The 24,651-nt window shown below is 71.1% G+C and carries 20 protein-coding genes and 1 pseudogene; 14 read left to right on the top strand and 7 right to left on the bottom strand.

From position 1 onward, the window contains the following. Positions 1–292: 292 nt before the first annotated feature. Positions 293–1,207, bottom strand: coding sequence for a phytoene/squalene synthase family protein (locus ADL01_RS24900; protein ID WP_159049621.1), 915 nt, complete (start codon positions 1,205–1,207; stop codon positions 293–295). A 175-nt stretch (positions 1,208–1,382) separates the two neighbouring features. Beyond that, positions 1,383–2,621: a cytochrome P450 gene (locus ADL01_RS24895; RefSeq protein WP_053744243.1), complete on the bottom strand. Its 1,239-nt coding sequence runs from the start codon at positions 2,619–2,621 to the stop codon at positions 1,383–1,385. A gap of 267 nt (positions 2,622–2,888) precedes the next feature. On the opposite strand from ADL01_RS24895, the gene ADL01_RS24890 reads away from it, so the two are divergent. The 9 genes and pseudogenes from ADL01_RS24890 to ADL01_RS24855 all read left to right on the top strand — a co-directional run bounded on the left by ADL01_RS24890 (position 2,889) and on the right by ADL01_RS24855 (position 14,742). Beyond that, entirely contained in the window at positions 2,889–4,058 is a 1,170-nt protein-coding gene (locus ADL01_RS24890) for a steroid 3-ketoacyl-CoA thiolase (protein WP_053744242.1), read from the top strand. 27 nt (positions 4,059–4,085) lie between these two features. After that, a pseudogene (locus ADL01_RS46545) lies at positions 4,086–4,227 on the top strand (chorismate synthase); the annotation flags it as partial. 315 nt (positions 4,228–4,542) lie between these two features. Beyond that, the gene (locus ADL01_RS24885; protein ID WP_078960739.1) at positions 4,543–6,309 is read left to right on the top strand and encodes a serine/threonine-protein kinase; all 1,767 of its coding nucleotides are present in this window, start codon (positions 4,543–4,545) and stop codon (positions 6,307–6,309) included. Between the two features lie 255 nt (positions 6,310–6,564). Continuing rightward, a complete protein-coding gene (locus tag ADL01_RS24880; protein WP_234354779.1) occupies positions 6,565–7,911 on the top strand; it encodes a glycoside hydrolase family 125 protein in 1,347 nt (448 codons plus the stop codon). Between the two features lie 47 nt (positions 7,912–7,958). Then, entirely contained in the window at positions 7,959–8,741 is a 783-nt protein-coding gene (locus tag ADL01_RS24875; protein WP_078960738.1) for a response regulator transcription factor, read from the top strand. Next, positions 8,728–10,854 (top strand): sensor histidine kinase, encoded by a 2,127-nt coding sequence (locus tag ADL01_RS24870; RefSeq protein WP_053744240.1) that lies wholly within the window; start codon positions 8,728–8,730, stop codon positions 10,852–10,854. The genes ADL01_RS24875 and ADL01_RS24870 overlap by 14 nt, the downstream gene beginning before the upstream one ends. A 101-nt stretch (positions 10,855–10,955) precedes the next feature. Continuing rightward, a complete protein-coding gene (locus ADL01_RS24865; protein ID WP_053744239.1) occupies positions 10,956–11,375 on the top strand; it encodes a hypothetical protein in 420 nt (139 codons plus the stop codon). Positions 11,376–11,480: 105 nt separating this feature from the next. Continuing rightward, the gene (locus ADL01_RS24860) at positions 11,481–12,134 is read left to right on the top strand and encodes a class F sortase (protein WP_107090983.1); all 654 of its coding nucleotides are present in this window, start codon (positions 11,481–11,483) and stop codon (positions 12,132–12,134) included. 217 nt (positions 12,135–12,351) lie between these two features. Beyond that, positions 12,352–14,742, top strand: coding sequence for a protein kinase domain-containing protein (locus tag ADL01_RS24855; RefSeq protein ID WP_107090982.1), 2,391 nt, complete (start codon positions 12,352–12,354; stop codon positions 14,740–14,742). Between the two features lie 279 nt (positions 14,743–15,021). On the opposite strand, the gene ADL01_RS24850 is transcribed toward ADL01_RS24855, so the two are convergent. From ADL01_RS24850 to ADL01_RS24835, 4 genes are all read right to left on the bottom strand, one after another. Beyond that, positions 15,022–15,243, bottom strand: a complete 222-nt coding sequence (locus ADL01_RS24850) for a hypothetical protein (RefSeq protein WP_053744237.1) — start codon at positions 15,241–15,243, stop codon at positions 15,022–15,024. A 270-nt stretch (positions 15,244–15,513) separates the two neighbouring features. After that, a complete protein-coding gene (locus ADL01_RS24845; protein ID WP_234354778.1) occupies positions 15,514–16,269 on the bottom strand; it encodes a YoaK family protein in 756 nt (251 codons plus the stop codon). A gap of 121 nt (positions 16,270–16,390) precedes the next feature. Further along, a complete protein-coding gene (locus ADL01_RS24840) occupies positions 16,391–16,810 on the bottom strand; it encodes a transglycosylase SLT domain-containing protein (RefSeq protein ID WP_053744250.1) in 420 nt (139 codons plus the stop codon). 404 nt (positions 16,811–17,214) lie between these two features. After that, a complete protein-coding gene (locus ADL01_RS24835) occupies positions 17,215–18,252 on the bottom strand; it encodes an MBL fold metallo-hydrolase (protein WP_053744236.1) in 1,038 nt (345 codons plus the stop codon). A 189-nt stretch (positions 18,253–18,441) separates the two neighbouring features. Here ADL01_RS24835 and ADL01_RS24830 point away from each other — a divergent pair, with 189 nt between their 5' ends. Next, entirely contained in the window at positions 18,442–19,899 is a 1,458-nt protein-coding gene (locus ADL01_RS24830; RefSeq protein WP_053744235.1) for an aldehyde dehydrogenase, read from the top strand. Positions 19,900–19,904: 5 nt separating this feature from the next. Beyond that, positions 19,905–20,138, top strand: a complete 234-nt coding sequence (locus ADL01_RS24825) for a ferredoxin (RefSeq protein WP_053744234.1) — start codon at positions 19,905–19,907, stop codon at positions 20,136–20,138. Between the two features lie 294 nt (positions 20,139–20,432). Here ADL01_RS24825 and ADL01_RS24820 read toward each other — a convergent pair whose 3' ends face one another. Further along, positions 20,433–21,122, bottom strand: a complete 690-nt coding sequence (locus ADL01_RS24820) for a TetR family transcriptional regulator (protein ID WP_053744233.1) — start codon at positions 21,120–21,122, stop codon at positions 20,433–20,435. A 264-nt stretch (positions 21,123–21,386) separates the two neighbouring features. On the opposite strand from ADL01_RS24820, the gene ADL01_RS24815 reads away from it, so the two are divergent. Genes ADL01_RS24815 through ADL01_RS24805 form a run of 3 tightly spaced genes read left to right on the top strand, consistent with a single transcriptional unit; the run spans position 21,387 to position 24,627 of the window. Next, positions 21,387–22,811, top strand: coding sequence for a glycosyltransferase family 4 protein (locus ADL01_RS24815; RefSeq protein ID WP_053744232.1), 1,425 nt, complete (start codon positions 21,387–21,389; stop codon positions 22,809–22,811). Next, on the top strand, positions 22,805–23,560 hold the full coding sequence (locus tag ADL01_RS24810; RefSeq protein ID WP_053744231.1) for a class I SAM-dependent methyltransferase: 756 nt from the start codon (positions 22,805–22,807) through the stop codon (positions 23,558–23,560). Before ADL01_RS24815 ends, ADL01_RS24810 begins: the two co-directional genes overlap by 7 nt. Beyond that, on the top strand, positions 23,557–24,627 hold the full coding sequence (locus ADL01_RS24805) for a prenyltransferase (RefSeq protein WP_053744230.1): 1,071 nt from the start codon (positions 23,557–23,559) through the stop codon (positions 24,625–24,627). The genes ADL01_RS24810 and ADL01_RS24805 overlap by 4 nt, the downstream gene beginning before the upstream one ends. The last annotated feature ends 24 nt before the right edge of the window (positions 24,628–24,651 follow it).

Genomic DNA, 24,651 nt, shown 5'->3' with positions numbered 1-24,651 from the left:
GTGCGGGAGGGGGTGCTGACGTAGTGCGTGGGCTGCGGGGCGGTGGGGGCTTGTCGCGCAGTTCCTCGCGCCCCTGTGGGGCGCGTGTGCGCGGCCGGTGGTTTCAGGGCTGTGGGTGTGGGTGGGGCGGTGTGTGCTGGTGCTTGGCTGCGGGGCGGTGGGGGCTTGTCGCGCAGTTCCTCGCGCCCCTGTGGGGCGCGTCTGCGTAGCCGGCAGATCCAGGGGGCCGTGTCCCTGTGGGGCGCCTCTGCGTAGCCCGTGGTTCGAGGGGGCGTGGTCCTGTGGGGCGGGTCTATGTGGCCGGCAGGTTCAGGGTTCGGCGGTGCGCCCGGACCAGCAGGCGCACGCACTCGATCGGGTTGTCCCGGACCGGGCCCCGGGTCACCGCCGCGCCCATTGACCTTGCCCGGCGTAGGCGGTGGTCGTGGAGGAGGATGACGAAGCGGGTCAATGGGCGCTGTTCTTCCGGGAGTTCGGCGACTATCCGGGTGGCCTCGCGGAGTGTGGCGTGGGCTGCTGTCGCCGTGGCGGTGAGCAGGGAGCGGACGCCTGGGAGGTTCCGGCCGTTTTCCAGGTCGGCGCGTACGACGCCGTGTTTCTCCAGGTCGTCGGTGGGGAGGTAGAGGCGGCCGTCGCGCAGGTCCTCGGCCAGGTCGGTGAGGAAGTCGGTGCGCTGGCAGGCGTCGGCGAGCAGACGGCAGCTGTCCGCGAAGGCCTGGGTGCCGCCGCCCGGCATCGACAGGCCCGAGGTGATCATGAGGAACGGCCAGGTGAGCTTCTCGATGTACGCCTGGTAGTCGTCCTCGGTCGTGAACCCGGGGAAGTCCAGGTCGACTTCGGCGCCCACGAGGTACGAGTCGACCCAGGAGCGCGGCAGTTCACGAGCCTCGGCGGTGTGCAGGAAGGCGCGCAGCAGGGGGTGCCGGGCGGTCCCGGTGTCCAGCGCGGTGCGTACCTGCTCGGCCCAGCCCGCGTAGCGACGCGTCCGCTCCTCGACCGTGCCCCGGTCGCACAGGTCGTCGGTGAACGACGCGAACGCGTACCCCGCCAGGATGTGGGGCTGGAGGCGGTCGGGTATCAGCAGCCGTACCGCGAGATGGCCGGCGGGTTCCCGGCTCAGCATGAACTGCTTGGCCTTCGAGTACGCGGCGCGGTCCGTACCGCTGGTCACTCCCGCCGCGTCCAGACAACGCTGCCAGGATCGCACCGGCACGCCTCACCGTCGTAGTTGCAGTTGCGCCCGCATTCTACGGGCGGTGGTGGGCGGAGGCAGGGGCGGGGCGTAGGGGTAGGCCCCTGCCTCACGTCGGGCGGGACGTCGGACGGGCCGGCGACGCCGGGATGCCGCCAGCCCGAGTACTGGGTACCGGGCAGGTCGTGGGCTAGCCCGCGCTCACCTGGAGTTCCTTGACGCCGTTGACCCAGGCCGAGCGCAGCCGGCGCGGGTCGCCCACCAGGGTGAGGCCCGGCATGGCGTCGGCGAGGGCGTTGAAGATCAGGTTGATCTCCAGGACGGCCAGGGACTTGCCGAGGCAGAAGTGCGGGCCTCCGCCGCCGAAGCCTAGGTGCGGATTGGGGTCGCGGGTGATGTCGAAGGCGTCCGGGGAGTCGAAGACCTCGGGGTCGCGGTTGGCGGAGGAGTAGAACAGGCCGACCCGGTCGCCCTCTTTGATCTTCTGGCCGCCCAGCTCGGTGTCCTGGGTGGCCGTGCGCTGGAAGGAGACGATGGGGGTCGCGAAGCGCACGATCTCCTCGGCGGTGGTGGCCGGGCGTTCGCGCTTGTACAGCTCCCACTGGTCGGGGTGGGTGAGGAAGGCGTGCATGCCGTGGGTGATGGCGTTGCGGGTCGTCTCGTTGCCCGCGACGGCCAGCATCAGCACGAAGAAGCCGAACTCGTCCGAGGCGAGGTTGCCCTCGTCGGCGGCGGCCACCAGCGTGGTGACGATGTCCTTCGCCGGGCACTGCTTGCGGTCGGCGGACATGTTCATGGCGTACGCGATGAGTTCCATGGCCGACTCCTGGCCGACCTCCTCGGTGATCGCGTACTCCGGATCGTCGTACGAGATCATCTTGTTGGACCACTCGAAGATCCTCAGGCGGTCCTCCTGCGGGATGCCGATCAGCTCGGCGATGGCCTGGAGGGGCAGTTCGCAGGCGACCTCGGTGACGAAGTCGAAGGGACCGTTGCGGGCGGCGGCGTTCGCCGCGATGGCGAGCGCGCGACGGCGCAGGTTGTCCTCCAGGGCGCGGATCGCGCGCGGGGTGAAGCCGCGCTGCACGATCTGGCGGACGCGGGTGTGCTCGGGCGGGTCCATGTTGAGCAGGATCAGCCGCTGGGCGTCGATCGCGTCGCGCTCGATGCGCTCGTTGAAGCGGATGATCGCCGTGTTGGTGGTGGACGAGAACAACTCCGGGTGCGTCGACACGTATCGGACGTCCGCGTGCCGGGTGACGGCCCAGTAGCCCTCGTCGGCGAAGCCCGCGATGCCGGGGCGCTGGGACACCCAGTGGACCGGCTCGGTGGCGCGCAGCTCGGCGAACTCCGGGAGAGGTACGCGGTGTTGCAGCACGTCAGGGTCGGTGAAGTCGAACCCTTCGGGCAGCGCGGGGCAGGATGCCATCGAAAACTCCCGTCATCGGAACAGCATCTGACGGTCCATCAGAAGAAGTAGGTGCCGCGAAGGTAGTAACGCGTTCCAGAAGAGGCAAGGGTCACGACACCGCCAATTCCGGGCGCCGCTTGTGCTATCGGGCGCTGCAAGGGGGTTGCGGTGCCGGAGGGCCCGTCAGCAGACTGCAAGCAGAACTAGAACGCGTACTAGTTCTGCGTGGCGGGTGGCCGGGACGCCCGCGCCGCGCGGGTGACCTGAGGAGAGGAACTCCCCACCATGGCCGCGGAACCCGTGATCGTCGAAGCCGTACGCACCCCCATCGGCAGGCGCGGCGGCGCGCTCGCCAACCTCCACCCCGCCTACCTCCTGGGCGAGACCTACCGTGAACTCCTGGGCCGTACCGGCATCCCCGCCGACTGCGTCGAGCAGATCGTCGGCGGCGCGGTCACCCAGGCCGGCGAGCAGTCCGCCAACCCCGCCCGCACCGCCTGGCTGACCATGGGCCTGCCGTACGAGACCGCGGCGACGACGGTCAACGCCCAGTGCGGTTCCTCCCAGCAGGCCTCGCACATGGTCGCCAACATGATCGCGGCGGGCGTCATCGACGTCGGCATCAGCTGCGGCGTCGAGGCCATGTCGCGGGTGCCGCTGGGAGCGGCGTCCAAGCACGGCCCCGGGAAACCGTTCCCCGACGAGTGGAACGTGGATCTGCCCAACCAGTTCGAGGCGGCGGAACGGATCGCCCGGCGTCGGGGCCTGACCCGCGAGGACGTGGACGCGCTGGGGCTCGTGTCGCAGGAGCGGGCGGCGGTCGCGTGGGGGGAGGAGCGGTTCAAGCGCGAGACGTTCGCCGTCCAGGTGCCCACGACGGAGGAGGAGCAGGGCGCCGGGCAGGGCATGTGGCGGCTCGTCGACCGGGACGAGGGGCTGCGGGACACGTCTGCCGACGCGCTGGCCTCCCTCAAGCCGATCATGCCCACGGCCGTCCATACGGCGGGCAACTCCTCCCAGATCAGCGACGGTTCGGCCGCGCTCCTGTGGGCGTCGAAGCGGATGGCGCGGGCGCTGAAGCTGCGCCCGAGGGCGCGGATCGTGGCCCAGGCGCTGGTGGGATCCGACCCGCACTTCCATCTGGACGGGCCCATCGACGCGACCCGGGCGGTGCTCGGCAAGGCGGGGATGACGCTGAAGGACATCGACCTGGTCGAGATCAACGAGGCGTTCGCCTCCGTGGTGCTGAGCTGGACGCAGGTCTTCGAACAGGACCTGGCGAAGGTGAACGTGAACGGCGGGGCGATCGCCCTCGGCCATCCGGTGGGGGCGACCGGCGCCCGGCTGATCGCGACGGCCCTGCATGAACTGGAGCGCTCGGACAAGGAGTTCGCGCTCATCACCATGTGTGCGGGCGGAGCGCTGGCGACAGGGACGATCATCCAGCGGTTGTGAGGATGTTCGCCCGATCGCCGGACGCGCCTGAGTGCGGGGGTGTCGGTGGGCCTGGGGTCGCATGTGCACGGTGACTGCGGGCCGGGACACCCTGCCGGCCGCCGCGCTGATGGGCATCCAGGCGATCGAGGGCGTCGAGGTCGGTGACGGCTTAGACCTCGTGGTGGTTCGGCGGCGACACTGTGCCCGAAACGCGCCGCAATCTGGAGGCGTATCCCGACAACCCGACCACCCAGTGAGCGGACGCGCCCAGTTGTGGGCCGGTGTCTGTCGGATCCCGACCGAGTGCGCAGCGTGACGGAACTGATCGAAAGCATGAACGTACCCGCCCCGACTGAGTTAGCCTCGTCCTCGCAGCCGATGAGGCGAACTGGTGTACGTAGACGATCATTTCGGGGGATCCGTGACGGACGAAGCAGCCGCGCTGCGGCAGACGGCTGCCGCGCCGCTGCGCCCCGCCGACCCCGAGGTCGTCGGCCCCTACATGCCGTTGGCGCTGCTCGGCAGCGGTGGCATGGGGCGGGTCTATCTCGCGCGCCCCTCGGACGACAGCCCCGGCCTGTTCGCCGTCAAGGTGATCCGGCCGGAGTACGCCGAGGACCCGACGTTCCGGCGCCGGTTCGAACAGGAGGCGTTGGTGCACAGCCGGGTCCGTACCCCGCGCGCACCGAGGCTGTGCGGTACGGGGTTCCAGGACGAGCTGCTGTGGATGGCCACGGAGTATCTCGCCGCGCTCGATCTCGCCGACGCCGTCCGGGAGGGCGGCGCCCTGGAGCCGGGCGCCGTCTGGCGGTTGGTGGCGGAGTTGGGGCAGGCGCTCGCCGACCTCGCCGCCACGGGGATCGTGCACCGGGACCTGAAGCCGTCCAACGTGCTGCTGTCGGTCCAGGGCGCCCACGTCATCGACTTCGGCATCTCCAAGGCCGCCGACGCGAGTGCGATCACCGGCACCGGCAACCGGGTCGGCACGCCCGCCTACATGTCCCCGGAGTACCTGAGGACCGGCCAGTGCGACGCGTCCTCCGACGTGTTCTCCCTCGCCGGAACGCTGATCTACGCGGCGGCCGGCCGGGCCCCCTTCGGCGACGGCACCGGCGTCGACGTGATGCACCGGGTCGCCTTCGAGGAACCCGACGCCGAGGTGATCGGCGAGATCACGGCGACCGACCCGGCGCTGGGCGCGCTGCTCGCCGCCTGCCTCGCCAAGGAACCCGAGCGACGGCCGACGCCGAGCGCGCTGATCGAAGCGGCGCGGGAGCGTGCCGGTGCGTTCACGCAGGCGCCCGACTGGCCGGAACCGCTGCTCGGCAGCGTGCTGGAGCGGCAGCGGGCGTACGACACGCTGTACCGCTTCCCCGTCGAACGGACGGCCGAGCTGCGCAACCCGGGCCACCGCCCGAACCCGGCGCCCCCGCTGCCGGTCGTACCGAAGGACGCGGCCCCCGTCCCGCCGCCGGCCCCGGACGCGGCGTCCGCCGAGACGTCCCCGGGGAAGCGGCGCCCGGCGGGAGCTCTCGCCTGGGTCCGCAGGCCGGCACCGGCCACGGCGGCGGCCGTCGCCCTCTGTTCCCTGACCGCGCTGGTCTTCGTACTCGCCCGTCCGACGGACCCCGCGACCGCCTCGCCCTCGGGGGGGCCCGCGACGGCGTCCGCCGGCACCACGGCGAAGACGGGCGACTCCCTGCCGACGCCGAGGACCTCGGACGGAAAGTCGGCCCCGTCCACGTCCGGCAGCGGCGCCGAGACCGTCGACGGCCCCGCGGTAGCGTCTCTGGTCCCCGGCTCCACCGACGGCGACGGTGACGGCAAGCCGGACCCCACGGCCCCGGGCGCCCCTACGGACGGGGCCACGGGTGCGGGCGGGGACGCGGGCACGGTCGCCGGACCGGGCGCGGGGCCAGGAACGGGCGCGGTCGCCGGAACGGACGGCGGCCCCGAGGCCACTCCCACGCCCTCCGCCACCACGCCCTCTCCGGACCCTTCCCCGACCGAGCCCGACCTGGCCCCCTGGGTCACCGACTGCACGTACTACGCGGGCAGGGCCCGCACGGCCCCCGGAGACACGGGCAAGCGCGTCAAGCAGGTCCAGTGCATCCTGCTGAAGCGCGGGTACGAGATCGGCGGGGCCGTGGACGGGGTGTTCGGCGATGGGCTGGAGGCCGCGATGAGGAGCTTCCAGACGGACAAGGGGCTCGTCGTCAACGGCATCGTGAAGCGGGCGACCTGGGACGACCTGCGGGCGGAGCAGTGACTCCGCTCCGGTAACAGGGCTGAGTCACCCGGCAGTTGAGGCCGTCGGCGGACGTGGACGTGGTCACTCCTCTGCACGACGTGCCCTTCGTCAGCTGCTCGCCCTGCGCGGGGCCGCGTCGAAGGGCCGGAACAGGGGATTTCCATGCCTTGCGCGGTACGGGGCTCGGTGCGTAGGGTCTGACAACGCCGTGTCTGACAACGTTGTCCCGGCAATGCTGTCACAGGCTGCGGGGAAGTGCGCGAGAGGATGATCATGCCGTCGATCGACGAACCGGAACGCGAGCTGCCGGAAGGGCTCCGCGCTCTGAGTGCCGACGTGCACCGCGAGCTGCGCGCCCTCGACCCGAGCGCCGCCGACCGCTTCACCGGGCTGCTGGCCGGCACCTGGGGCAGGGCCATGCGCCCGCTCCCCGACGGCGAGGTCTTCGTCCTCACCGGCGACATCCCCGCGATGTGGCTGCGCGACAGCACCGCCCAGGTCCGCCCGTACCTCCTCGCCGCCGAGGACCCCGTCGTAGCCGCCGCGCTCACGGGCGTCCTGCGCCGCCAGCTGCGTTACGTCCTCGCCGACCCGTACGCCAACTCCTTCAACGCCGAACCCGACGGCTCCGGCGCCGGTTACATCGACGAGCCGACCCCCGACCCGCTGGTCTGGGAGCAGAAGTACGAGGTCGACTCGCTCTGCGCCCCGCTCCAACTCGCCTACGGCATCTGGCGGGCCACCGGCAGCCTCGGCCACCTCACCGGCGACGACCGCTTCACGCGCGCCGCCCGCCGGATCATCGACCTGTGGCGGGTCGAGCAGGACCACGAGAACCGTTCACCGTACGAGTTCCGGCGCCTCGGCGACGACGCGTTCGACTCGCTGCCGCGCGGCGGCCGGGGCGCGCCGGTCGCGCCCACCGGTATGACCTGGTCCGGCTTCCGCCCCAGCGACGACCGCTGCCACCACGGCTACCTCGTCCCGTCCAACGCCATGGCGGCCGTCGCCCTCGCCGGCCTCGCCGAACTGGCGACGGCGCTCGACGACCCCGGCCTCGCCGCCGACGCCGCCGCCCTCTCGGGCGAGATCGCCACGGGCGTGCGTACGCACGGGGTGACCACGGGGGCAGACCCGAGGGTGTACGCGTACGAAGTCGATGGTCTCGGCGGGCAGTTGCTGATGGACGACGCCAACATCCCGAGCCTGCTCTCGCTGCCCTACCTCGGCTGGTGCGACCCGGGCGACCAGCTCTACCTGCGCACCCGCGAGTTCGTCCTCAGCGACGCCAACCCCTACTTCTACGCTGGCGGTTCGGCCGCCGGTATCGGCAGTCCGCACACCCCGCCCGGCCACGTCTGGCCGCTCTCCCTCACCATGCAGGCGCTGACCAGCGACGACGCGGCCGAGCGGACCCGCCTCGCTGAGCTGGTGCTGCGCACCGACGGAGGTACCGGCTCCGTGCACGAGAGCTTCCACGTCGACGACCCGGCGACCTTCACCCGCGCCTGGTTCGGCTGGGGCGACGCCCTCTTCGCCGAACTGCTCCTCGACCTCACGGGCCGCTCGACGGCACGTCTGCATCCCCGGCTGTCCACCACCGAACTGCCCTCGCGGTAAAGCCTCTTACGGTCCTGCCGACGCCGGCGGTCGCTACGATCTCCGGCGTGTGCGCAAACATTGTGGTCGCCGAAGACGACGCGAAGCAGGCCGAACTGGTGCGCCGCTATCTGGAGCACGAGGGTCACACCGTCACGGTCGTCGAGGACGGCCGGACCGCTCTCGAGACGGTCCGGCACCAGGAACCCGACCTGGTCGTCCTCGACGTGATGATGCCCAGAGCCGACGGCCTCGACGTCGTACGGATCCTGCGCGCCGAAGGCCGCGAGGTGCCGGTACTGATGCTGACGGCCCGCAGCACCGAGGACGATCTGCTCCTCGGCCTCGACCTCGGCGCCGACGACTACATGACCAAGCCGTTCAGCCCGCGCGAACTGACGGCGCGGGTACGGACGTTGCTGCGCCGCAACCGGCGCGGCACCGACCCGGCCCCCGTTCCCGTACCGGTCTCCGCGCCCGCCCCTTCCCCCGCCCCCGGGCCCGAAGAGGCCCCGGACGAGGGGGTGTTGGTGGTCGGCGCGCTCAGGATCGACCCGGCGCGGCACGAGGTGTCGGTCGCCGGGACGCCCGTCGAGTGCACGCCCGGTGAGTTCCGTATCCTCGCGGCGATGGCGTCCGAGCCCGGCAGGGTGTTCACCCGGGCGCGGCTCCTGGACGAACTGCACGGCTTCGACAAGTACATCAGCGGCCGGACCGTCGACGTGCACATCATGAACCTGCGCAAGAAGATCGAGCGCGCCCCCCGCCGCCCGTCCCGCATCGTCACCGTCTTCGGCGTCGGCTACAAACTGACGGACCCCGCGAGGAACGTGCGCCATGCGTCGTCCTGAGAAGGGGGCCGCGAAGAGTGCGAAGGGTGCGAAGGGCGGTCGGCTGCCGCTGCGCAAGAGCCTGGCCGGGCGGCTGCTGACCGTGACGGCGCTCGTGGCCTCCTGCTCGGTCGCCGCGACCGCCTGGCTGGCCGTGCAGACGACCTCCGTCGCGATCCGCCAGGAACAGGGGCAGAACCTCAAGTCCGGCGCGCAGATCTACAACATCCTCCTCGGCTACGCGGCCACCCACCCCGACTGGGACGGCGTCGACGCCACCGTGCGCGACCTGGCCCAGCGGTCGGGGCGTCGGATCGTGCTGACCACCCAGGGCCGGCGCCCGTTCGCCGACTCGGCGAACTCGCGCTCCCCGGGCGGCAGTTCACCTGCGGCCTCGCTGGCGCCGCAGCCCTCGGCGGTCGTCGACCCGCTGTCCGTCGACACCGTGCTGGTGCCCGACGCGGCCAAGGCGGGCGCGGACCCCGTCGACCCACGAGCCGTGGGCCCTTTCCGGCTGCCCGCGAAGGAACGCGCCGCGCTGTGGAAGGTCTCCGCCGGGAAGGTGGAGTGCCTCAGCCGGATGGGTGTCGCCGCCGACATCGTCGAGACCCCGGGCGGGCGGTCCCGCGTCCAGTTCGTGAGCGAAGAGACCGGCAACGGGACGAACAGCGAGATCGACCGCTCTTTGGAAGCCAAGTGCCTGGCGGCCTTTCCGGCCAGTCCCACCCCGACCGAGCAAAAAGCCCTCGGCGCCCTGAACCGACTGGCCGACGCCTGCCTGAAACGACAGGGCCGTACGGCCGTGAAACTGAACCTGGACCTGTCCTGGGACCGGGGCTACAGGGACCCGTACGGGCAGGACTACGGCACGGCTCCCGACCTCGTGGACAGTCGAGCCAAGCGGGAGGCCGAAGAGAAGGTTCTGGCTGCCAAGAAGGCGGAGGACGCCGCGGCGGCCGAGCGGAAGGCGGCTGCCGGCGGCGCGTTCGACTACGTCCCCTCCAAGATCCGCGACAGCGGGTACGACCGGGCTGTCGCCGCCTGTGTCGTCAGCGCCCGCCGCGAGCAGCTCACCGCCTATGTCGCCGAGCCCGCCCTCCTGTTCATCGACGGCCCCGGCGCCGCCGGCGTACCCGGCCTCGACCTCTCCCCGGCCAACACCGCGCGCATCGCCGGGGTCACCGCCCTCGTCCTCGCCCTCACTGTCGGCGCCTCCGTCCTCGCGGGAGCCAGGCTCGTACGCCCGCTGCACGCGCTCACCGGGGCCGCCCAGCGCATGCGGGACGGTCTGGACTCGGCGCCGGTGCCGGTGCCCGTCGTCTCCGACAACGAGATCGGACGGCTGACGGCGGCCTTCAACGACATGGCCGCGCACCGCGCCCGGCTGGAGGAGCAGCGCAAGGTGATGGTCAGCGACGTCGCCCACGAGCTGCGTACGCCGCTGAGCAACATCCGGGGCTGGCTGGAGGCGGCCCACGACGGACTGGCCGAACCGGACCCGGCGTTCGTCTCCTCGCTCCTGGAGGAGGCGGTGCAGCTCCAGCACCTCATCAACGACCTCCAGGACCTGGGCGCGGCCGACGCGGGCGCCCTGCGACTGCACCGCAAGCCGGTACGGATCGACGAGCTGCTCGGCCAAGTGGCCGCCGCACACCAGGGGTTGGCCGAGAAGGCGGGCGTCGCCCTCACGGCCGTACCCGCGCCGACAGACACCCCACGCTCGCCACTCCTCGACGCCGACCCCGTGCGGCTGCGCCAGGCCGTCAGCAACCTGCTCTCCAACGCGGTACGCCACACACCGGCGGGCGGCACGGTGACCCTGCGCTCGTACGTCACGGGCGCCGGCACCGGGCAGCAGCTCGCCGTCGAGGTGTCCGACACCGGCAGCGGCATCCCGGCGGGCGATCTCCCGTATGTGTTCGACCGTTTCTGGCGGGCGGAGAAGTCCCGCAGCCGCAGCACCGGCGGCAGTGGTCTGGGCCTCGCGATCGTCCTCAAGCTCGCCGAGGCCCACGGCGGCACGGTGGACGTGGTGAGCACGGAGAGCGAGGGGGCGACCTTCACGCTGCGGCTGCCGACTGCGGCGGCGCGGGGGAGCGCGGCCGACCCTGATGGGATGACCACGGCGCTCTGACAGCTTCCTGACAACTGGCGGCCAGAGTGGGGTCATGCCCGGAACCTGGTGCGGATCGGCAACCAGGTACGACCAAGCCGGGCTGGAACTGGAGCCCTTACATGTCCCGCCGTCTCACTCTGCGCCCGCTGCGTATCGCCGTCCTGACCGGCGTCGCGGCCGGCGCGCTGCTCGTCCCGGCCACCGCGGCCTTCGCCACCGACCCGACTCCGACGCCGGGCGCCACCGACCTGACCCCGGAGGGCAAGGAGGCCCTGGCGAAGAAGAAGGCCGAGGACGCCCGGCAGTCCAAGGACGCCGAGGCCAGGAAGGCCAAGGAGCTCGAGGACAAGAAGGCCGAAGCCGTGAAGGCCACGTCCGGCAAGGACTACCCGCGGGGCGGTGTCGCCGCGGGCGAGGCCCCCGCCCAGGATGACAACAACACCGGCGCCCTCATCGGTTCGGCCACGGGCGCCCTGCTGCTGGCGGGCGCCGGCACCTACGTACTGCGCCGCCGCACCGCCGGCCGCCGCGACGGCTGACCCGGCAGCACGACCTCAGTGACGACACGGTGGCGCCGTCCTTCACCGGGCGGCGCCCTGTGCGTTCCCCGAACCCTCGCACCGCACCCTGTTCTGGAGCTCGCGTTGCCCCCTGCACTCCGTCCGGCCCTGTCCCGGGGCCGTCTCGCCGTGGCCCTGATCGCGACCATCACCCTGATCCTCCTCGTCGTCGTGCTCACCGGCTGCTCGTCCACCCCGGACCCGACGGTCCGCGCGGTCCCCGGCGCCGTCGGCACCGCCTCGCCCGACGCCCCGGAGTCCGGGCGGCCCGCGGCCCCGAACACTCCGGCGGCCGGGCCCGCCCCCGCCCGGGTCGCCGTCCCTTCCGTGGGGATCGCCAGTTCGCTGATGAGGCTGGGCCTCAACACGGACGGGACGGTCGAGGTCCCGCCCGCCGAGAAGGGGATGACAGCGGGCTGGTACACCGGCGGCGTGGTGCCCGGTGAGGTCGGCGCGGCCGTCATCATCGGCCACAACGACACCCACCTCGGCAGAGCCGTCTTCCACGACCTCAGGAAGATCACCAAGGGCGCGGACATCACCGTCACCGACGTGCGGGGAGGAGCCGTCCACTTCACCGTCACGGCCACGGAGAGTGTCGGCAAGACCGTCTTCCCCACGAAGAAGGTCTACGGCCCGACCCAGGACCGTGCCCTGCGGCTCATCACCTGCGACGGCGACTTCGACGCCCAGGGGCATCCGGTGAACAACCTCATCGTGTACGCGACCCGGAGCTGACGGCCGACGGCCACAGGGGCGGGGAGAAAGCGCAGGTCGTGCCTGATTCGTCCGGACGTCACGTGTAACGTCCGAACCCTCCCTGCGTGAAGTCTCAAGTATTGGCCATGAGTTGCCCGATTGCGTGCGCCATGTGTCCCTGAGCCCCTACTCTCCCTGCAGCCCCATCCAACGGGGAGCAGACGCGGAACGACGGGGAACAGGCGAGCTGAGGACCATGGAGCCACTTCGTCCCACGGATCCGGTCCGGTTGGGGCCGTACCGTCCGGTCGCGAGACTCGGTGCCGGAGGGATGGGCGAGGTCTTCCTCGCCAAGGACGACCGGCAACAGTCCGTGGCCGTCAAGGTCATCCGGCCGGAACTGGCCTCGGGCAGGGCCTTCCGCGACAGGTTCCGCCGCGAGGTGGAGGCCGCCCAGGCGGTCAGCGGCACCTACACGGCGTCCGTCCTGGACGCCGACCCGGACGGCCCCGTCCCCTGGCTCGCCACCACCCACATCCTCGGCCCCACGCTGGCCGAGGCCGTCGAGGCGTACGGGCCACTGCCACCGAGATCGGTACTGGCCCTCGGCGCCGGACTCGCCGAGGCGCTGATCGCCGTACACGCCGCGGGGCTGGTCCACCGCGACCTCAAGCCGTCCAACGTGCTGCTCTCCGCCGAGGGCCCGCGCGTCATCGACTTCGGCATCGTCCGGGCCACCGACGGCTACGAACTCACCCTGTCCGGCGTGCTGTTGGGCTCCCCGAGGTACATGTGCCCCGAGCACGCCACAGGGAACCCGATGGGCCCGGCGGGCGACGTGTTCTGTCTCGGCTCGGTGCTGGCCTACGCGGCCACCGGTCAGGCGCCCTTCGAAGGCGCGTCGGCGGCCGGCTTGCTGTACCAGGTGGTCCACGGCACGCCCGACCTGACGGGCGTCAACGCCCCGCTGGACACGATCATCGGTCGCTGCCTCGAGAAGTCCCCGGACGACCGGCCCAGCCCGGACCGGGTCTCGGCGGCCTGCGCGCCCGGCGGCGCCGACGCGGTGGACTGGACCGGCTGGCTGCCGGAACCGGTGCTCGCCTCGATCGGAGCGCAGGCAGCCGCCCTCATGGACCTGGAGCTGGATCTGGATCTGGACCGGGAACTGGACCTCGGTCTCGACGCGAAGACGAACGCGAGCGCGAACGCGGTCGGCCGGGAGCCCGCCCATGCCGCCATGGCGGCCGCCCCGGGCGCCGGCAACCTCCGCGTCGACCCGCGCCTGGCGGCCGTCCAGCGACTGGTCGCGGAGCGCCAGAGCAGCCCCCAGCGCGCTGTCCTCCCCGAGCCCGAAGAACCGAGACCCGCCCCGGCACACGGGCAGCCGCCCGCACAGCCGCCCGCGCAGTCGCCCGAGCGGGGCACCCACCGGGCCCGGCGCCCGTCCGCGCCGGGCGTATCCCGCCGAGGGGTCCTCACGGGGGTCGCGGCGCTCGCTCTGGGCGCCGGCGCCACCGCGCTGCTCCACGGATCGAAGGACGCCCCGGCCGGCGCGGCGACCCCCGCCGGTCCGGCGCCGAGACCGCTGTGGACGTACCGCAGCGAACCGCTCCTCCAGGCACCGGCGGTCTTCTACAACGAAACCGCCCTGATGAAGACGCAGTCCGGTGTCCTCTTCTGCCTCGGTCTGACCGACGGCGCCCGCCCCCGGTGGACCTACCAGGGCATCAGCCAGTCGCCCACCCCGCCCCTGGTCGTCTCGGACGTCGTCGTCGCCCTCGGCACCGGCGCGACCGTGCTGGGCGTCGACGCGGTCACGGGCGCCGAGCGGTACTCGCTGGACTTCGGGCCGGACTTCCGCTTCGACACGCTGCTCGGCGGGGCCGTGGGCACCGTCACCATCGTCGGACTGCGGTTCGACCGCCAGAACCGGCCGGACGGGTCACGGGGTCCCGCCACCTCGACGAACGTCGTCCTCGGGACGAATCTGAAGGCGCGCCTGGCCCAGGTCATCCCCATCAGCAGGGAGGACATCGGCCTCGACCTGAAGCCGTTCATCGACGCCGACCGCTTCGTCTACCTGGACGGGCTGCACCGTCTGACGGCCCGGGGCGGCGACGCCCGGGGAAGCATCCTGTGGACTCGGCCCATGGCGTCCACTTCGGAGACCCGATCGGCGCCGGTGGTGCTCGACAACACGGTCTTCGCCGCCGACAGCGAGCTCGTCGCGGTGGATCTGGTGTCGGGTGCGCCGCGCTGGCGGGTGCCGCAGGAGAAGGGCGGATTCGCCTCTGTGGCCGCGGCGGACGGCACGGTTTACTGCACGACGAGCAACCCGCACGGCGTCGAGGCGTTCGACGCCGCCGACGGCTCGCGGCGCTGGTTCTGCGAAACGCCCCGGCTGGACCTGGACAACGCCCTCGTCGCGGGCGCCGACGCGGTGTTCGTCACGGCCGAGGCCAACAAGGACGGCTTCTACGCGATCGATGCCCGGCGGGGCGAACTGCTCTGGAACTTCACCGACGGTCGGGACACGGGCATCAACGACTGGCAGTTGTCCTGTGACACCGCCGCGGGGACCGACCATCCGCTGATCGCCCAGCATTTCGACAGGGTGTACGCCCTCCCGATGCCCCGTACCTGACGGGCACCCGGAGTTCGCGACCCCGTCACTGGGCGACTCGGTCGGCGGTCACGCCGCTGCGACGGTGTGGCTCACAGCTGATCCCAGGCGCCGGGGTCGTCCGCCAGGTTCACGGAGGCGCCGGGAGTGCCCTCCCGGAAGGCCGGCGCCTGGAAGGGGTCGATCTCCGGGGTCGGCGAATCGGTCCTCGCGTGGAACGCAGTCGGTTCCGGCGCGGAGAACAGAGATGTCAGCTCGATGGAAGGTCTCCTGGTGTTCGAGAGGGGGGCACGGCAGATCTCACAGAACGGTCAGCTTGGCGTACGGACTGACGATCCGTTCCTGACGCCCGCCGAAATCGACGAGCACTGCGATGCCATCCTCGACGGTGGTCACTCGGCCGAGGCCGAAGACGTCGTGAGTGACTCGGTCGCCTGCCGCGAAGTGCTTGGCAGGGGGTGCCACAGGGGCTTTGAAAGGGCTGGTGGCCAGGTGGGCCCGCGTTACCGCTGTCTTTGTCATTAACGTCAGTATGCTCCGCTCCGGCCCGTCGTGGGCCCCGCAGGTACTCCCGACTCTCGGCGGCCACACGCGCGCACGGTCCGCGCGCGAGATCGCCGACGGCGGGAAAACCGGCTCGCCCAAGCGGATTGCGCAGGTCACGCGGGTCGCGGACGCACGACGCACGCCCCCGGACCGTCCTCGTGGACCGCGTGACTCTACCCACAGCAATCGCCAAGAGTTATGAATCGTTAGCAACGCAACTCGCCCCGCACGGCATGGCGGGCCCCCTCACTCCCGCCCGGACGCGCACACGGCCAACGCAGCCACCGCGACAGCGGCGACGAGAAGCGGGATCCCCAGCCCGTGCCGGACCACCAGCCACGCCCCGAGGGCCGCGCCCAGCGCCATCGCGACCACCGACGCCGAGCGGCGCGGGGAGTGCCTGCCGGTGCCGCCGGCCGCGCGGGAGTCGGCGGCGAGACCCGTGAGGGTCATCGTCAGGACGGTGGTCGTCAGGTCGGGGACGCCCAGTCTGCGTACGGTCGCGTTGCGCAAGCCCATCGCGAAGGCCGTGACGGCGATCAGCGCGTAGCCGGTGGCCGTCGCGTCGGGCGCCGCGAAGGCGACCGCCGAGGACGCGCCCAGGAACACCGCCTCGACGGCCAGGGTGATCCGGGCCCACCTCCGGCGCGAGCCGCCGCCCAGACGTCCCGAGAGGCGCCCGCCGGCCACCGCGCCCGCCACGAACGCGGCCAGCGACGTCAGCGTGTGCGGTACGGAGAAGCCGGGCGCCCCGGCGGCGGCGAAGCCGAGCACGACGACGTTGCCGGTCATGTTGGCGGTGAAGACGTGCCCGAGCCCGAGATAGCTGACGGCGTCGATCAGCCCGCTGACCACCGTCAGCACCAGCAGAACGGCCACGAGCCGCAGACCGCGCGATTCGGGATCGTACGAAGAGGACGACGATGACGATGACGATGACGACGGCGGCGACGGCGGCGATGACGGCGATGGCTGGGCCGGTTCGGTTGCCTCGGGGCTCATCGGGTCAGTCCACCACGGACGCCTATGACATACGTACGAAGGCGACGGCCCCCGAATGATCGGGGGCCGTCGCCTTCGTGCTTACGCCGTGTCGCGCTGATGCGGTGTCGCGCGGGCCGGCTCAGTACCAGTGGTGGGCCTGCCAGAAGTTCCAGGCGCCGACCGGGCTGCCGTAGCGCTGGTTCATGTACTTCAGGCCCCACTCGATCTGGGTGGCGGCGCTGGTCTTCCAGTCGGAGCCGGCCGAGGACATCTTCGAGCCGGGGAGGGCCTGGACCAGGCCGTACGCGCCGGAGGAGGCGTTGGTGGCGTTGATGTTCCAGCCGCTCTCGTGCTCGACGATCCGGCTGAATGCGTTGAACTGCGCGTCGTTCGGGATCAGCTTGTGCGCGATCGCCTTGGCGTGGGAGGCCGAGGAAGAGGTCGCCGCGTGGGCGGGAGCCGCGGCCAGGACCATACCGGCGGTGGCGGCGGCCACGGCGGCGGTGGAGAGGGCCTTCTTCGGGGAGGCGAGGGTGCGAGCGATACGGGAGACGAACACGGAGAACCTTTTCTTCGGGGTCAGGGCCGTCGCGTGCAGATCGATGCCGGGTGGTGCGTACTGCGTGGGTGGCGGTGACATGCGGTGGCGCCGCGACCCGTGGGGGTTCGTGGCGCCTTGCGACTCCTCTACAGAAACAGGCTCGACGGCCGTCCGCAATCACCCCTTTTGCTAGTTGTGGTCGTATGTGGGGGGTTGGCGCCCTTTGTGATCTGGCTCTCAATGTGCAGGTCAGGCCCGGTTTCTGTGTGGGCATGACACGGGCATTCGCCTACTAGGCCGCTTCGTAGGTGACGTGCGTCCTATGGGCCGCTTCACGTCTCCGGGCACGTCGAAAGTGACCTGGCTCTCGAAAACGGCCCGTCAGTGGCAGCGTGGGTCGGTGCGTGTGCACGGCACCGGGTTCACACCGCCACGTACGTCACCGGTTCACTCCCCGGCACCGCCTCCGCGTGGCCCAGTTTGACCAGTCGGCGTACGTGGGCCTCCGCCTCCGAGACCGCGATGTTCCGTGATCCCGGGGGGATGTCGGCCCAGGGGCGGTTCCACTCCATGCGTTCCGCCAGCTGCCAGGCGGTGAGGGGGGTGGTGAGGAGGGCGCGGAGGCCGGTGAGGCGTTCGTCGTGGTGGTCGAGCAGTTCCTGTACGCGGACGCCCGCCTGGGGGAAGGCGTGGCGGTGGGCCGGGAGGACCTCCGCCGGGGCCAGGCGGCCGATGCGCTCCAGGGAGTCGAGGTAGTCGCCGAGGGGGTCGGCGACCGTCGCGTCGTCGGGGTCCTCGTACAGGCCGATGTGCGGGGTGATGCCGGGCAGCAGGTGATCGCCCGAGAACAGGCGCCCGTTGCCCGGGAGTCGGTCCGGGTGAGCCTCCTCCAGGTGGAGGCAGACGTGGCCCGGGGTGTGGCCCGGTGTCCAGATCGCGCGCAGCCGGCGGCCGGGGAGGTCGAGGAGTTCGCCGGGGACGATCTCGCGGTCGGGCAACGCGGGCGAGAAACCGGGCAGGAGACCGACGGGGGTCCTGGTCAGGGTCGCCATATGGTCGTCGGGCGCGCCGGCCGCCGTGAGCTTCGCGATCATGTACGAGTACCAGCGGTCGGCGCGGTTGTCGCGTGTCCGCCGGACGAGCGCGATGTCCGCCTCGTGCATCGCGACCCACGCCCCGGACGCCTCACGGACCTGGCCGGACAGGCCGTGGTGATCCGGGTGGTGGTGGGTGATCACCACGCCGTGGATCTCGCCGACCGCCGTACCGCATGCCGACAGGCCCTCGGTGAGTGTGTCCCAGGACAGCGGATCGTCCCAGCCGGTGTCGATGAGGACCGGTCCGCGGTCGGTGTCGACGACGTACACCAGCGTGTATCCGAGGGGATTGTTCGGAATGGGGACCCGGAGGGACCGTACGCCCCCGCCGTGCTCGGTCACCTGTGTCGACACCTGTGTCATGGGCTCCCCTGTGGCTGGGCTGCCAGTCACTATAACTAGAACCAGTTCCCATGGGAGCCCAAGTCACCTACCGCCTGGCGTGTGAGAGCTGTGGACTCCTCGGAGGGGAACTGGTAACTGTCTCCGTATCTATCTGACGAACCGTCAGAGACGGTACCCGGAGAGGCAGTCGGCGAGAGGCAGTCGGCCATGACCGAGCTCGTGGAACACGGACAGCTGTTCATCGGCGGGGAGTTGACCGACCCCCTCGGCAAGGACGTCATCGAGGTCATCTCCCCGCACACCGAAGAGGTCTTCGGCCGCGTGCCGCACGCCTCGCCGGCCGACGTCGACCGGGCCGTCGCCGCCGCGCGCACCGCCTTCGACGAGGGACCCTGGCCCCGGATGACCCTCGACGAGCGGATCGCCGTCGTCACCCGCATCAAGGACGGTATCGCCGCACGGTACGAGGAGATCGGCCGCGTCATCTCCTCCGAGAACGGCTCCCCGTACTCCTGGAGCATCCTCGCCCAGGCACTCGGCGCGATGATGGTGTGGGACGCGGCGATCACCGTCGCCCGCGACTTCACGTACGAGGAGTCACGCGACGGCGCCCTCGGCCGCATCCTCGTCCGGCGCGAACCGGTGGGCGTCGTCGCCGCCGTGGCCCCCTGGAACGTCCCGCAGTTCGTCGCGGCGGCGAAACTCGCGCCCGCGCTGCTCGCCGGCTGTACGGTCATCCTCAAGCCGTCGCCCGAGTCGCCCCTCGACGCGTACATCCTCGCGGAGATAACGAAGGAGGCCGGTCTGCCGCCCGGTGTTCTCTCCATCCTCCCGGCCGACCGCGAGGTCAGCGAGTACCTCGTCGGGCACCCCGGCGTCGACAAGATCTCCTTCACCGGTTCGGTCGCCGCGGGCAAGCGCGTGATGGAGGTCGCCTCCCGCCAACTCACCCGCGTGACGCTGGAGTTGGGCGGCAAATCGGCGGCCGTCGTCCTCCCCGACGCCGACCTCGACACCGCCGTCCCCGGCATCGTCTCCGCCGCCTGGATGAACAACGGCCAGGCGTGCGTCGCCCAGACCCGCATCCTGCTGCCGCGCTCCCGCTACGACGAGTTCGCGGACGCCTTCACCCAGGCCGCGAGCGCGCTGGTGGTCGGCGACCCGCTCGACCCGGCGACCCAGGTCGGCCCGCTGGTCGCGAAACGCCAGCAGCAGCGCAACCTCGACTACATCCGCATCGGCCAGGAAGAGGGCGCGAAAATCCTCACCGGTGGCGGACGCCCCGCCGGCCTCGACCGCGGCTGGTACGTCGAACCGACCCTCTTCGGCGACGTCGACAACTCGATGCGTATCGCCCGCGAGGAGATCTTCGGCCCGGTCATCTGCCTGATCCCGTACGGCGACGAGTCCGACGCCGTGAAGATCGCGAACGACTCCGACTACGGCCTCTCCGGCAGCGTGTGGACGGCCGACGTCGCGCACGGCATCGAGGTCGCCCGGCAGGTCCGTACCGGCACGTACTCGGTGAACACCTTCAGCCTCGACATGCTCGGCCCGTTCGGCGGCTACAAGAACTCGGGGCTCGGGCGGGAGTTCGGGCCCGAGGGGTTCGGCGAGTACCTGGAACACAAGATGATCCACCTCCCGGCCGGCTGGGAGGGATAACGGCCATGGGCGACCGCTGGCACGTGGAGGTGGACCGCGGACTGTGCATCGGCTCGGCCCAGTGCGTCCACCGGGCCCCGGACGGCTTCCGCCTCGACACGGGAATGCAGTCCCACCCACTCGAACCGACCATGGACGCGAACGAGAAGGTACTGGCGGCGGCGGAGAACTGTCCGGTGGAGGCGATCACGATCACGCTGGCGGAGGACGGGGAGCCGGTGTTTCCGCCGGAGGGCTGAAAATCCCCTGAAAATCTTCGAATATTCCCCGCGAGGGCTTCCATATCATGACATAAGTCATATTATGGAAGTCGGCCTACGGGACGAGTGAGGGAGTTCAACCGTCGTAGCCGACTTGGGCGAGACGCTTCGGCATCCGCTGGGGCCGACGTTGACGGTAGGACTGAGAGGCTGGACGGCAGTGGTCGGGCCGGAAGGCACCCCTCGGGACCTGTCCGGGTAATACCGGCGGGTAACCCGTCTCGTAGGTCTCTTTCGCGCGCTCGGAGCGTGCCGGTACCCACGGTGACCTGCTCAGTTCCGCGCAGGATCCGTCAGGTCGATCAACCGGCACACCGTCTCGATGTCGATCTTCACCTGGGCGATCGACGCCCGCCCCGACAGCCACGTGATCAGCGCCGAATGCCACGTGTGCTCGATCACCCGCACCGCCGACAACTGCTCGGGCGTCGGGCGCCCCCGCCCCGACTCACCCGCACCCCCACCCTCGCCCTCACCGAACCCCATCGAGTCCAGGATGATCGCCGTCGTCTGACGGGACACCTGATCCACCTCGGGCGAAACACTCCGGTCCGCGAACGTCAGCGCCCGCACCATCGCATCCGCCAGATGCGGCTCCCGCTGGAGCGCACGGAACGCGCGCATCAGCGTCTCCGCCACCCGCTCCGCCGCCGTGTCCCCCGTCGGCGGCTTCTTCCGCAGCGTGCCGTGCATGTGCTCCAACTGGTCCTGCATGGTGGCGACCAGAAGATGCACCTTGGACGGGAAGTACCGGTAGAGCGTGCCGAGCGCGACCTGCGAGGACTCCGCGACCTCCCGCATCTGCACCGCGTCGAAACCGCCCCGGCTCGCCAACTGCGCGCTCGCGTGCAGGATCCGGCGCCGACGGGCCTCCTGACGCTCGGTGAGCGGAGCGGAGGGCGGCGGCGAACTCGGTCGCGCCGTGGCGGCTTCTGGGGCTTCCACCTTCGCGTCGGCAGACATGGGTCCCGTTCCGTGACAGTCGGTGATCGCACGGTGATCGAGTGGACGATCAGGTGGCAATCGGTCAGTCGTGTGTCAGCAAACAGTCAGCATGGCACGTCCGCGTCGCGCGGACGCCGTGGCGCGAATCACCTGATCCACCGCTCACAGTCGACGTACCTGCCGGTAGATTCGGAGCCTCCTGAACGATCAAGTCTGAAACTTGTTCTAGATTAGCGTCCCGTCGTAGTCTCGCGGGAAACCGTGGGGAGAAGGGGGCCGGGAGTGACGGCCGAGGCCAGCGAGGCAGGCCCTCAGGGGGATCCCGCCGCGGACGGCGAGCGACCACTCAACATCGCACTTCTGACCTACAAGGGGAACCCGTTCTGCGGCGGCCAGGGCGTCTATGTACGCCATCTGTCGCGCGAACTCGCCCGGCTCGGTCACCGCGTCGAGGTCATCGGCTCCCAGCCGTACCCGGTGCTGGACGTACTCGACGGCCGCGCCCGGGGTGAACGGGGTCCCGACCCCGTCCTCACCGAGCTGCCCAGCCTCGACCTGTACCGCCAGCCGGACCCCTTCCGCACCCCGGGGCGGGACGAGTACCGCGACTGGATCGACGCGCTCGAGGTCGCCACGATGTGGACCGGCGGCTTTCCCGAACCGCTCACCTTCTCCCTCCGGGCCCGCCGCCAACTGCGCGAGCGCAGCGGTGAGTTCGACGTCGTACACGACAACCAGACGCTCGGATACGGCCTGTTGGGCGACATCGGCGCCCCGCTCGTCACCACGATCCACCACCCCATCACCGTGGACCGGCAGTTGGACCTGGATGCGGCCGACAGCCGGCGCCGCCGTCTGTCCGTACGACGCTGGTACGGCTTCACCCGGATGCAGAAGCGGGTGGCGCGCCGCCTGCCGTCGGTGCTCACCGTCTCGGGTACGTCGCGTCAGGAGATCGTCGACCATCTCGGCGTCCGGGAGAGCCGCGTCCACGTCGTGCACATCGGCGCCGACACCGACCTCTTCGCACCCGACCCGGCGGTGCCCCGGATACCGGGCCGCATCGTGACCACGTCCAGCGCGGACGTTCCCCTCAAGGGGCTGGTGTTCCTCGTCGAGGCGCTGGCGAAGGTACGTACGGAACATCCCGCCGCCCACCTCGTGGTCGTCGGCAGGCGCGCCGAGGACGGGCCCGTCGCCCAGGCCATCGAGCGGTACGGCCTCGAAGGCGCCGTCGAGTTCGTCAAGGGCATCTCGGACGCGGAACTCGTCGACCTGGTGCGCTCGGCGGAGATCGCCTGCGTACCGTCCCTGTACGAGGGCTTCTCGCTCCCGGCGGCCGAGGCGATGGCCACCGGTACGCCCCTGGTCGCCACCACCGGCGGAGCGATCCCGGAGGTGGCCGGCCCCGACGGGGAGACCTGTCTGGCCGTTCCACCCGGAGACCCCGGAGCCCTGGCCACCGCCCTGGCGACCCTCCTCGCCAACCCCGAACTGCGGGCGCGCCTCGGCCGGGCGGGCCGCGAGCGCGTGCTGACCCGCTTCACCTGGGCCCGGGCGGCGGAGGGCACGGTGGCCCACTACCGCGAGGCGATCGCCCGCTCCGCGCCAAGACCCTCCCGTCCCTCGTCTTCGGGCGGCTCCACGCCCACGTCCATACCCGCCCCCCACGTGACCCCCGACCGCGAAAGCAGGACTTCGTGCTGACCGTCGATTTCACCCGGTTCCCGCTGGCCCCGGGCGACCGTGTTCTGGACCTCGGCTGCGGAGCCGGCCGGCACGCGTTCGAGTGCTACCGGCGCGGCGCGCAGGTCGTGGCGCTGGACCAGAACGGTGACGAGATCCGCGAGGTCGCCAAGTGGTTCGCGGCGATGAAGGAGGCGGGCGAGGCGCCCGCCGGGGCCACCGCCACGGCCATGGAGGGCAACGCCCTGGCGCTGCCGTTCCCCGACGAGTCCTTCGACGTCGTGATCATCTCCGAGGTCATGGAGCACATCCCGGACGACAAGGGCGTCCTCGCCGAGATGGTCCGGGTGCTGAAGCCCGGCGGCCGGATCGCGATCACCGTGCCGCGCTACGGCCCCGAGAAGATCTGCTGGTCCCTCTCCGACGCCTACCACGAGGTCGAGGGCGGCCACATCCGCATCTACAAGGCGGACGAGCTCCTCGCGAAGATCGAAGAAGCGGGACTGACGCCCTACGGCACCCACCACGCCCACGCCCTGCACTCCCCGTACTGGTGGCTGAAGTGCGCGTTCGGCGTGGACAACGACAAGGTGCTGCCGGTCCGCGCGTACCACAAGCTGCTGGTCTGGGACATCATGAAGAAGCCGCTGGCCACCCGGGTCGCCGAGCAGGCGCTGAACCCGCTGATCGGCAAGAGCTTCGTGGCGTACGCGACGAAGCCGCACCTCCCGAGCCTTTCCCAGCCGGAAGCCGAGGTGGCCGCCAAGTGACGACCCCCCGGACAGAACACCTCGTCCTGCCCGGGGTCCTCACCGCCGAGCAGGCCGCCCTCACCGTCCGCGGGATCCTCGCGGAGCAGCGGGAGGACGGAGCCATCCCGTGGTTCAGGGGGCACCATCTCGACCCGTGGGACCACACCGAGGCCGCGATGGCCCTGGACGCGGCCGGCGAACACGAGGCCGCCGAGCGGGCGTACCTGTGGCTGGCCGCCCAGCAGGCCGGGGACGGCTCCTGGTACGCCGCGTACGCCGACGGGGACGCGGACGCCGTCACCGACCGGGGCCGCGAGACCAACTTCGTCGCCTACATAGCCGTCGGCGTCTGGCACCACTACCTCTCCACCGGCGACGACACCTTCCTGGACCGGATGTGGCCGACGGTCTTCGCGGCCGTCGAGTTCGTCCTCCAGTTGCAGCAGCCCGGCGGTGAGATCGGCTGGAAGCGCGAGGACGACGGCACGGACGTCAACGACGCCCTGCTGACCGGGAGTTCGTCCGTCCACCATGCCCTGCGCTGCGCACTCGCCATCGCCGAGGAACGCGAAGAGCCCCAGCCCGACTGGGAGTTGGCGGTGGGCGCGCTACGGCACGCCATCCGCCGGCACCCGGAGCGGTTCCTCGACAAGGCCCGCTACTCGATGGACTGGTACTACCCCGTCCTGGGCGGCGCGTTGACGGGTACGGAGGCCAAGTCCCGTATAGAGGAGGGCTGGGAGCGCTTCGTCGTCCCCGGACTCGGGGTGCGCTGTGTCGTGCCCAACCCGTGGGTGACGGGCGGCGAGTCGGCCGAACTCGCCCTGGCGCTCTGGGCGGTGGGCGAGTCCGACCGGGCTCTGGAGATACTCCAGTCGATCCAGCACCTGCGCGACGAGGACAGCGGCCTCTACTGGACGGGGTACGTGTTCGACGCGAAGGCGATCTGGCCGCGCGAACTCACCACCTGGACGGCGGGTTCCCTGCTTCTCGCGGTCGCCGCACTCGGCGGCCACGAGGCAACCTGCGCGGTCTTCGGGGGCGAACTGTTGCCGACGGGACTGGACCCGGACTGCTGCGCCTGACCGGCCGAAACCAGCCGAGACTCG

The sequence above is a fragment of the Streptomyces sp. NRRL WC-3618 genome, assembly GCF_001280005.1.
Taxonomy (GTDB): domain Bacteria; phylum Actinomycetota; class Actinomycetes; order Streptomycetales; family Streptomycetaceae; genus Streptomyces.
Note: the sequence above shows the minus strand (reverse complement) of the source record. Positions and strands in the feature narration are given on the sequence as shown.

Excerpts from the sequence above, each read along its gene's own strand:
- ADL01_RS24895 (WP_053744243.1), bottom strand. The coding sequence starts at position 2,621 with ATGGCATCCTGCCCCGCGCTGCCCGAAGGGTTCGACTTCACCGACCCT.
- ADL01_RS24890 (WP_053744242.1), top strand. The coding sequence starts at position 2,889 with ATGGCCGCGGAACCCGTGATCGTCGAAGCCGTACGCACCCCCATCGGC.
- ADL01_RS24885 (WP_078960739.1), top strand. The coding sequence starts at position 4,543 with ATGCCGTTGGCGCTGCTCGGCAGCGGTGGCATGGGGCGGGTCTATCTC.
- ADL01_RS24880 (WP_234354779.1), top strand. The coding sequence starts at position 6,565 with ATGCCGTCGATCGACGAACCGGAACGCGAGCTGCCGGAAGGGCTCCGC.
- ADL01_RS24870 (WP_053744240.1), top strand. The coding sequence starts at position 8,728 with ATGCGTCGTCCTGAGAAGGGGGCCGCGAAGAGTGCGAAGGGTGCGAAG.
- ADL01_RS24865 (WP_053744239.1), top strand. The coding sequence starts at position 10,956 with ATGTCCCGCCGTCTCACTCTGCGCCCGCTGCGTATCGCCGTCCTGACC.
- ADL01_RS24855 (WP_107090982.1), top strand. The coding sequence starts at position 12,352 with ATGGAGCCACTTCGTCCCACGGATCCGGTCCGGTTGGGGCCGTACCGT.
- ADL01_RS24850 (WP_053744237.1), bottom strand. The coding sequence starts at position 15,243 with ATGACAAAGACAGCGGTAACGCGGGCCCACCTGGCCACCAGCCCTTTC.
- ADL01_RS24845 (WP_234354778.1), bottom strand. The coding sequence starts at position 16,269 with ATGAGCCCCGAGGCAACCGAACCGGCCCAGCCATCGCCGTCATCGCCG.
- ADL01_RS24835 (WP_053744236.1), bottom strand. The coding sequence starts at position 18,252 with ATGACACAGGTGTCGACACAGGTGACCGAGCACGGCGGGGGCGTACGG.
- ADL01_RS24830 (WP_053744235.1), top strand. The coding sequence starts at position 18,442 with ATGACCGAGCTCGTGGAACACGGACAGCTGTTCATCGGCGGGGAGTTG.
- ADL01_RS24825 (WP_053744234.1), top strand. The coding sequence starts at position 19,905 with ATGGGCGACCGCTGGCACGTGGAGGTGGACCGCGGACTGTGCATCGGC.
- ADL01_RS24820 (WP_053744233.1), bottom strand. The coding sequence starts at position 21,122 with ATGTCTGCCGACGCGAAGGTGGAAGCCCCAGAAGCCGCCACGGCGCGA.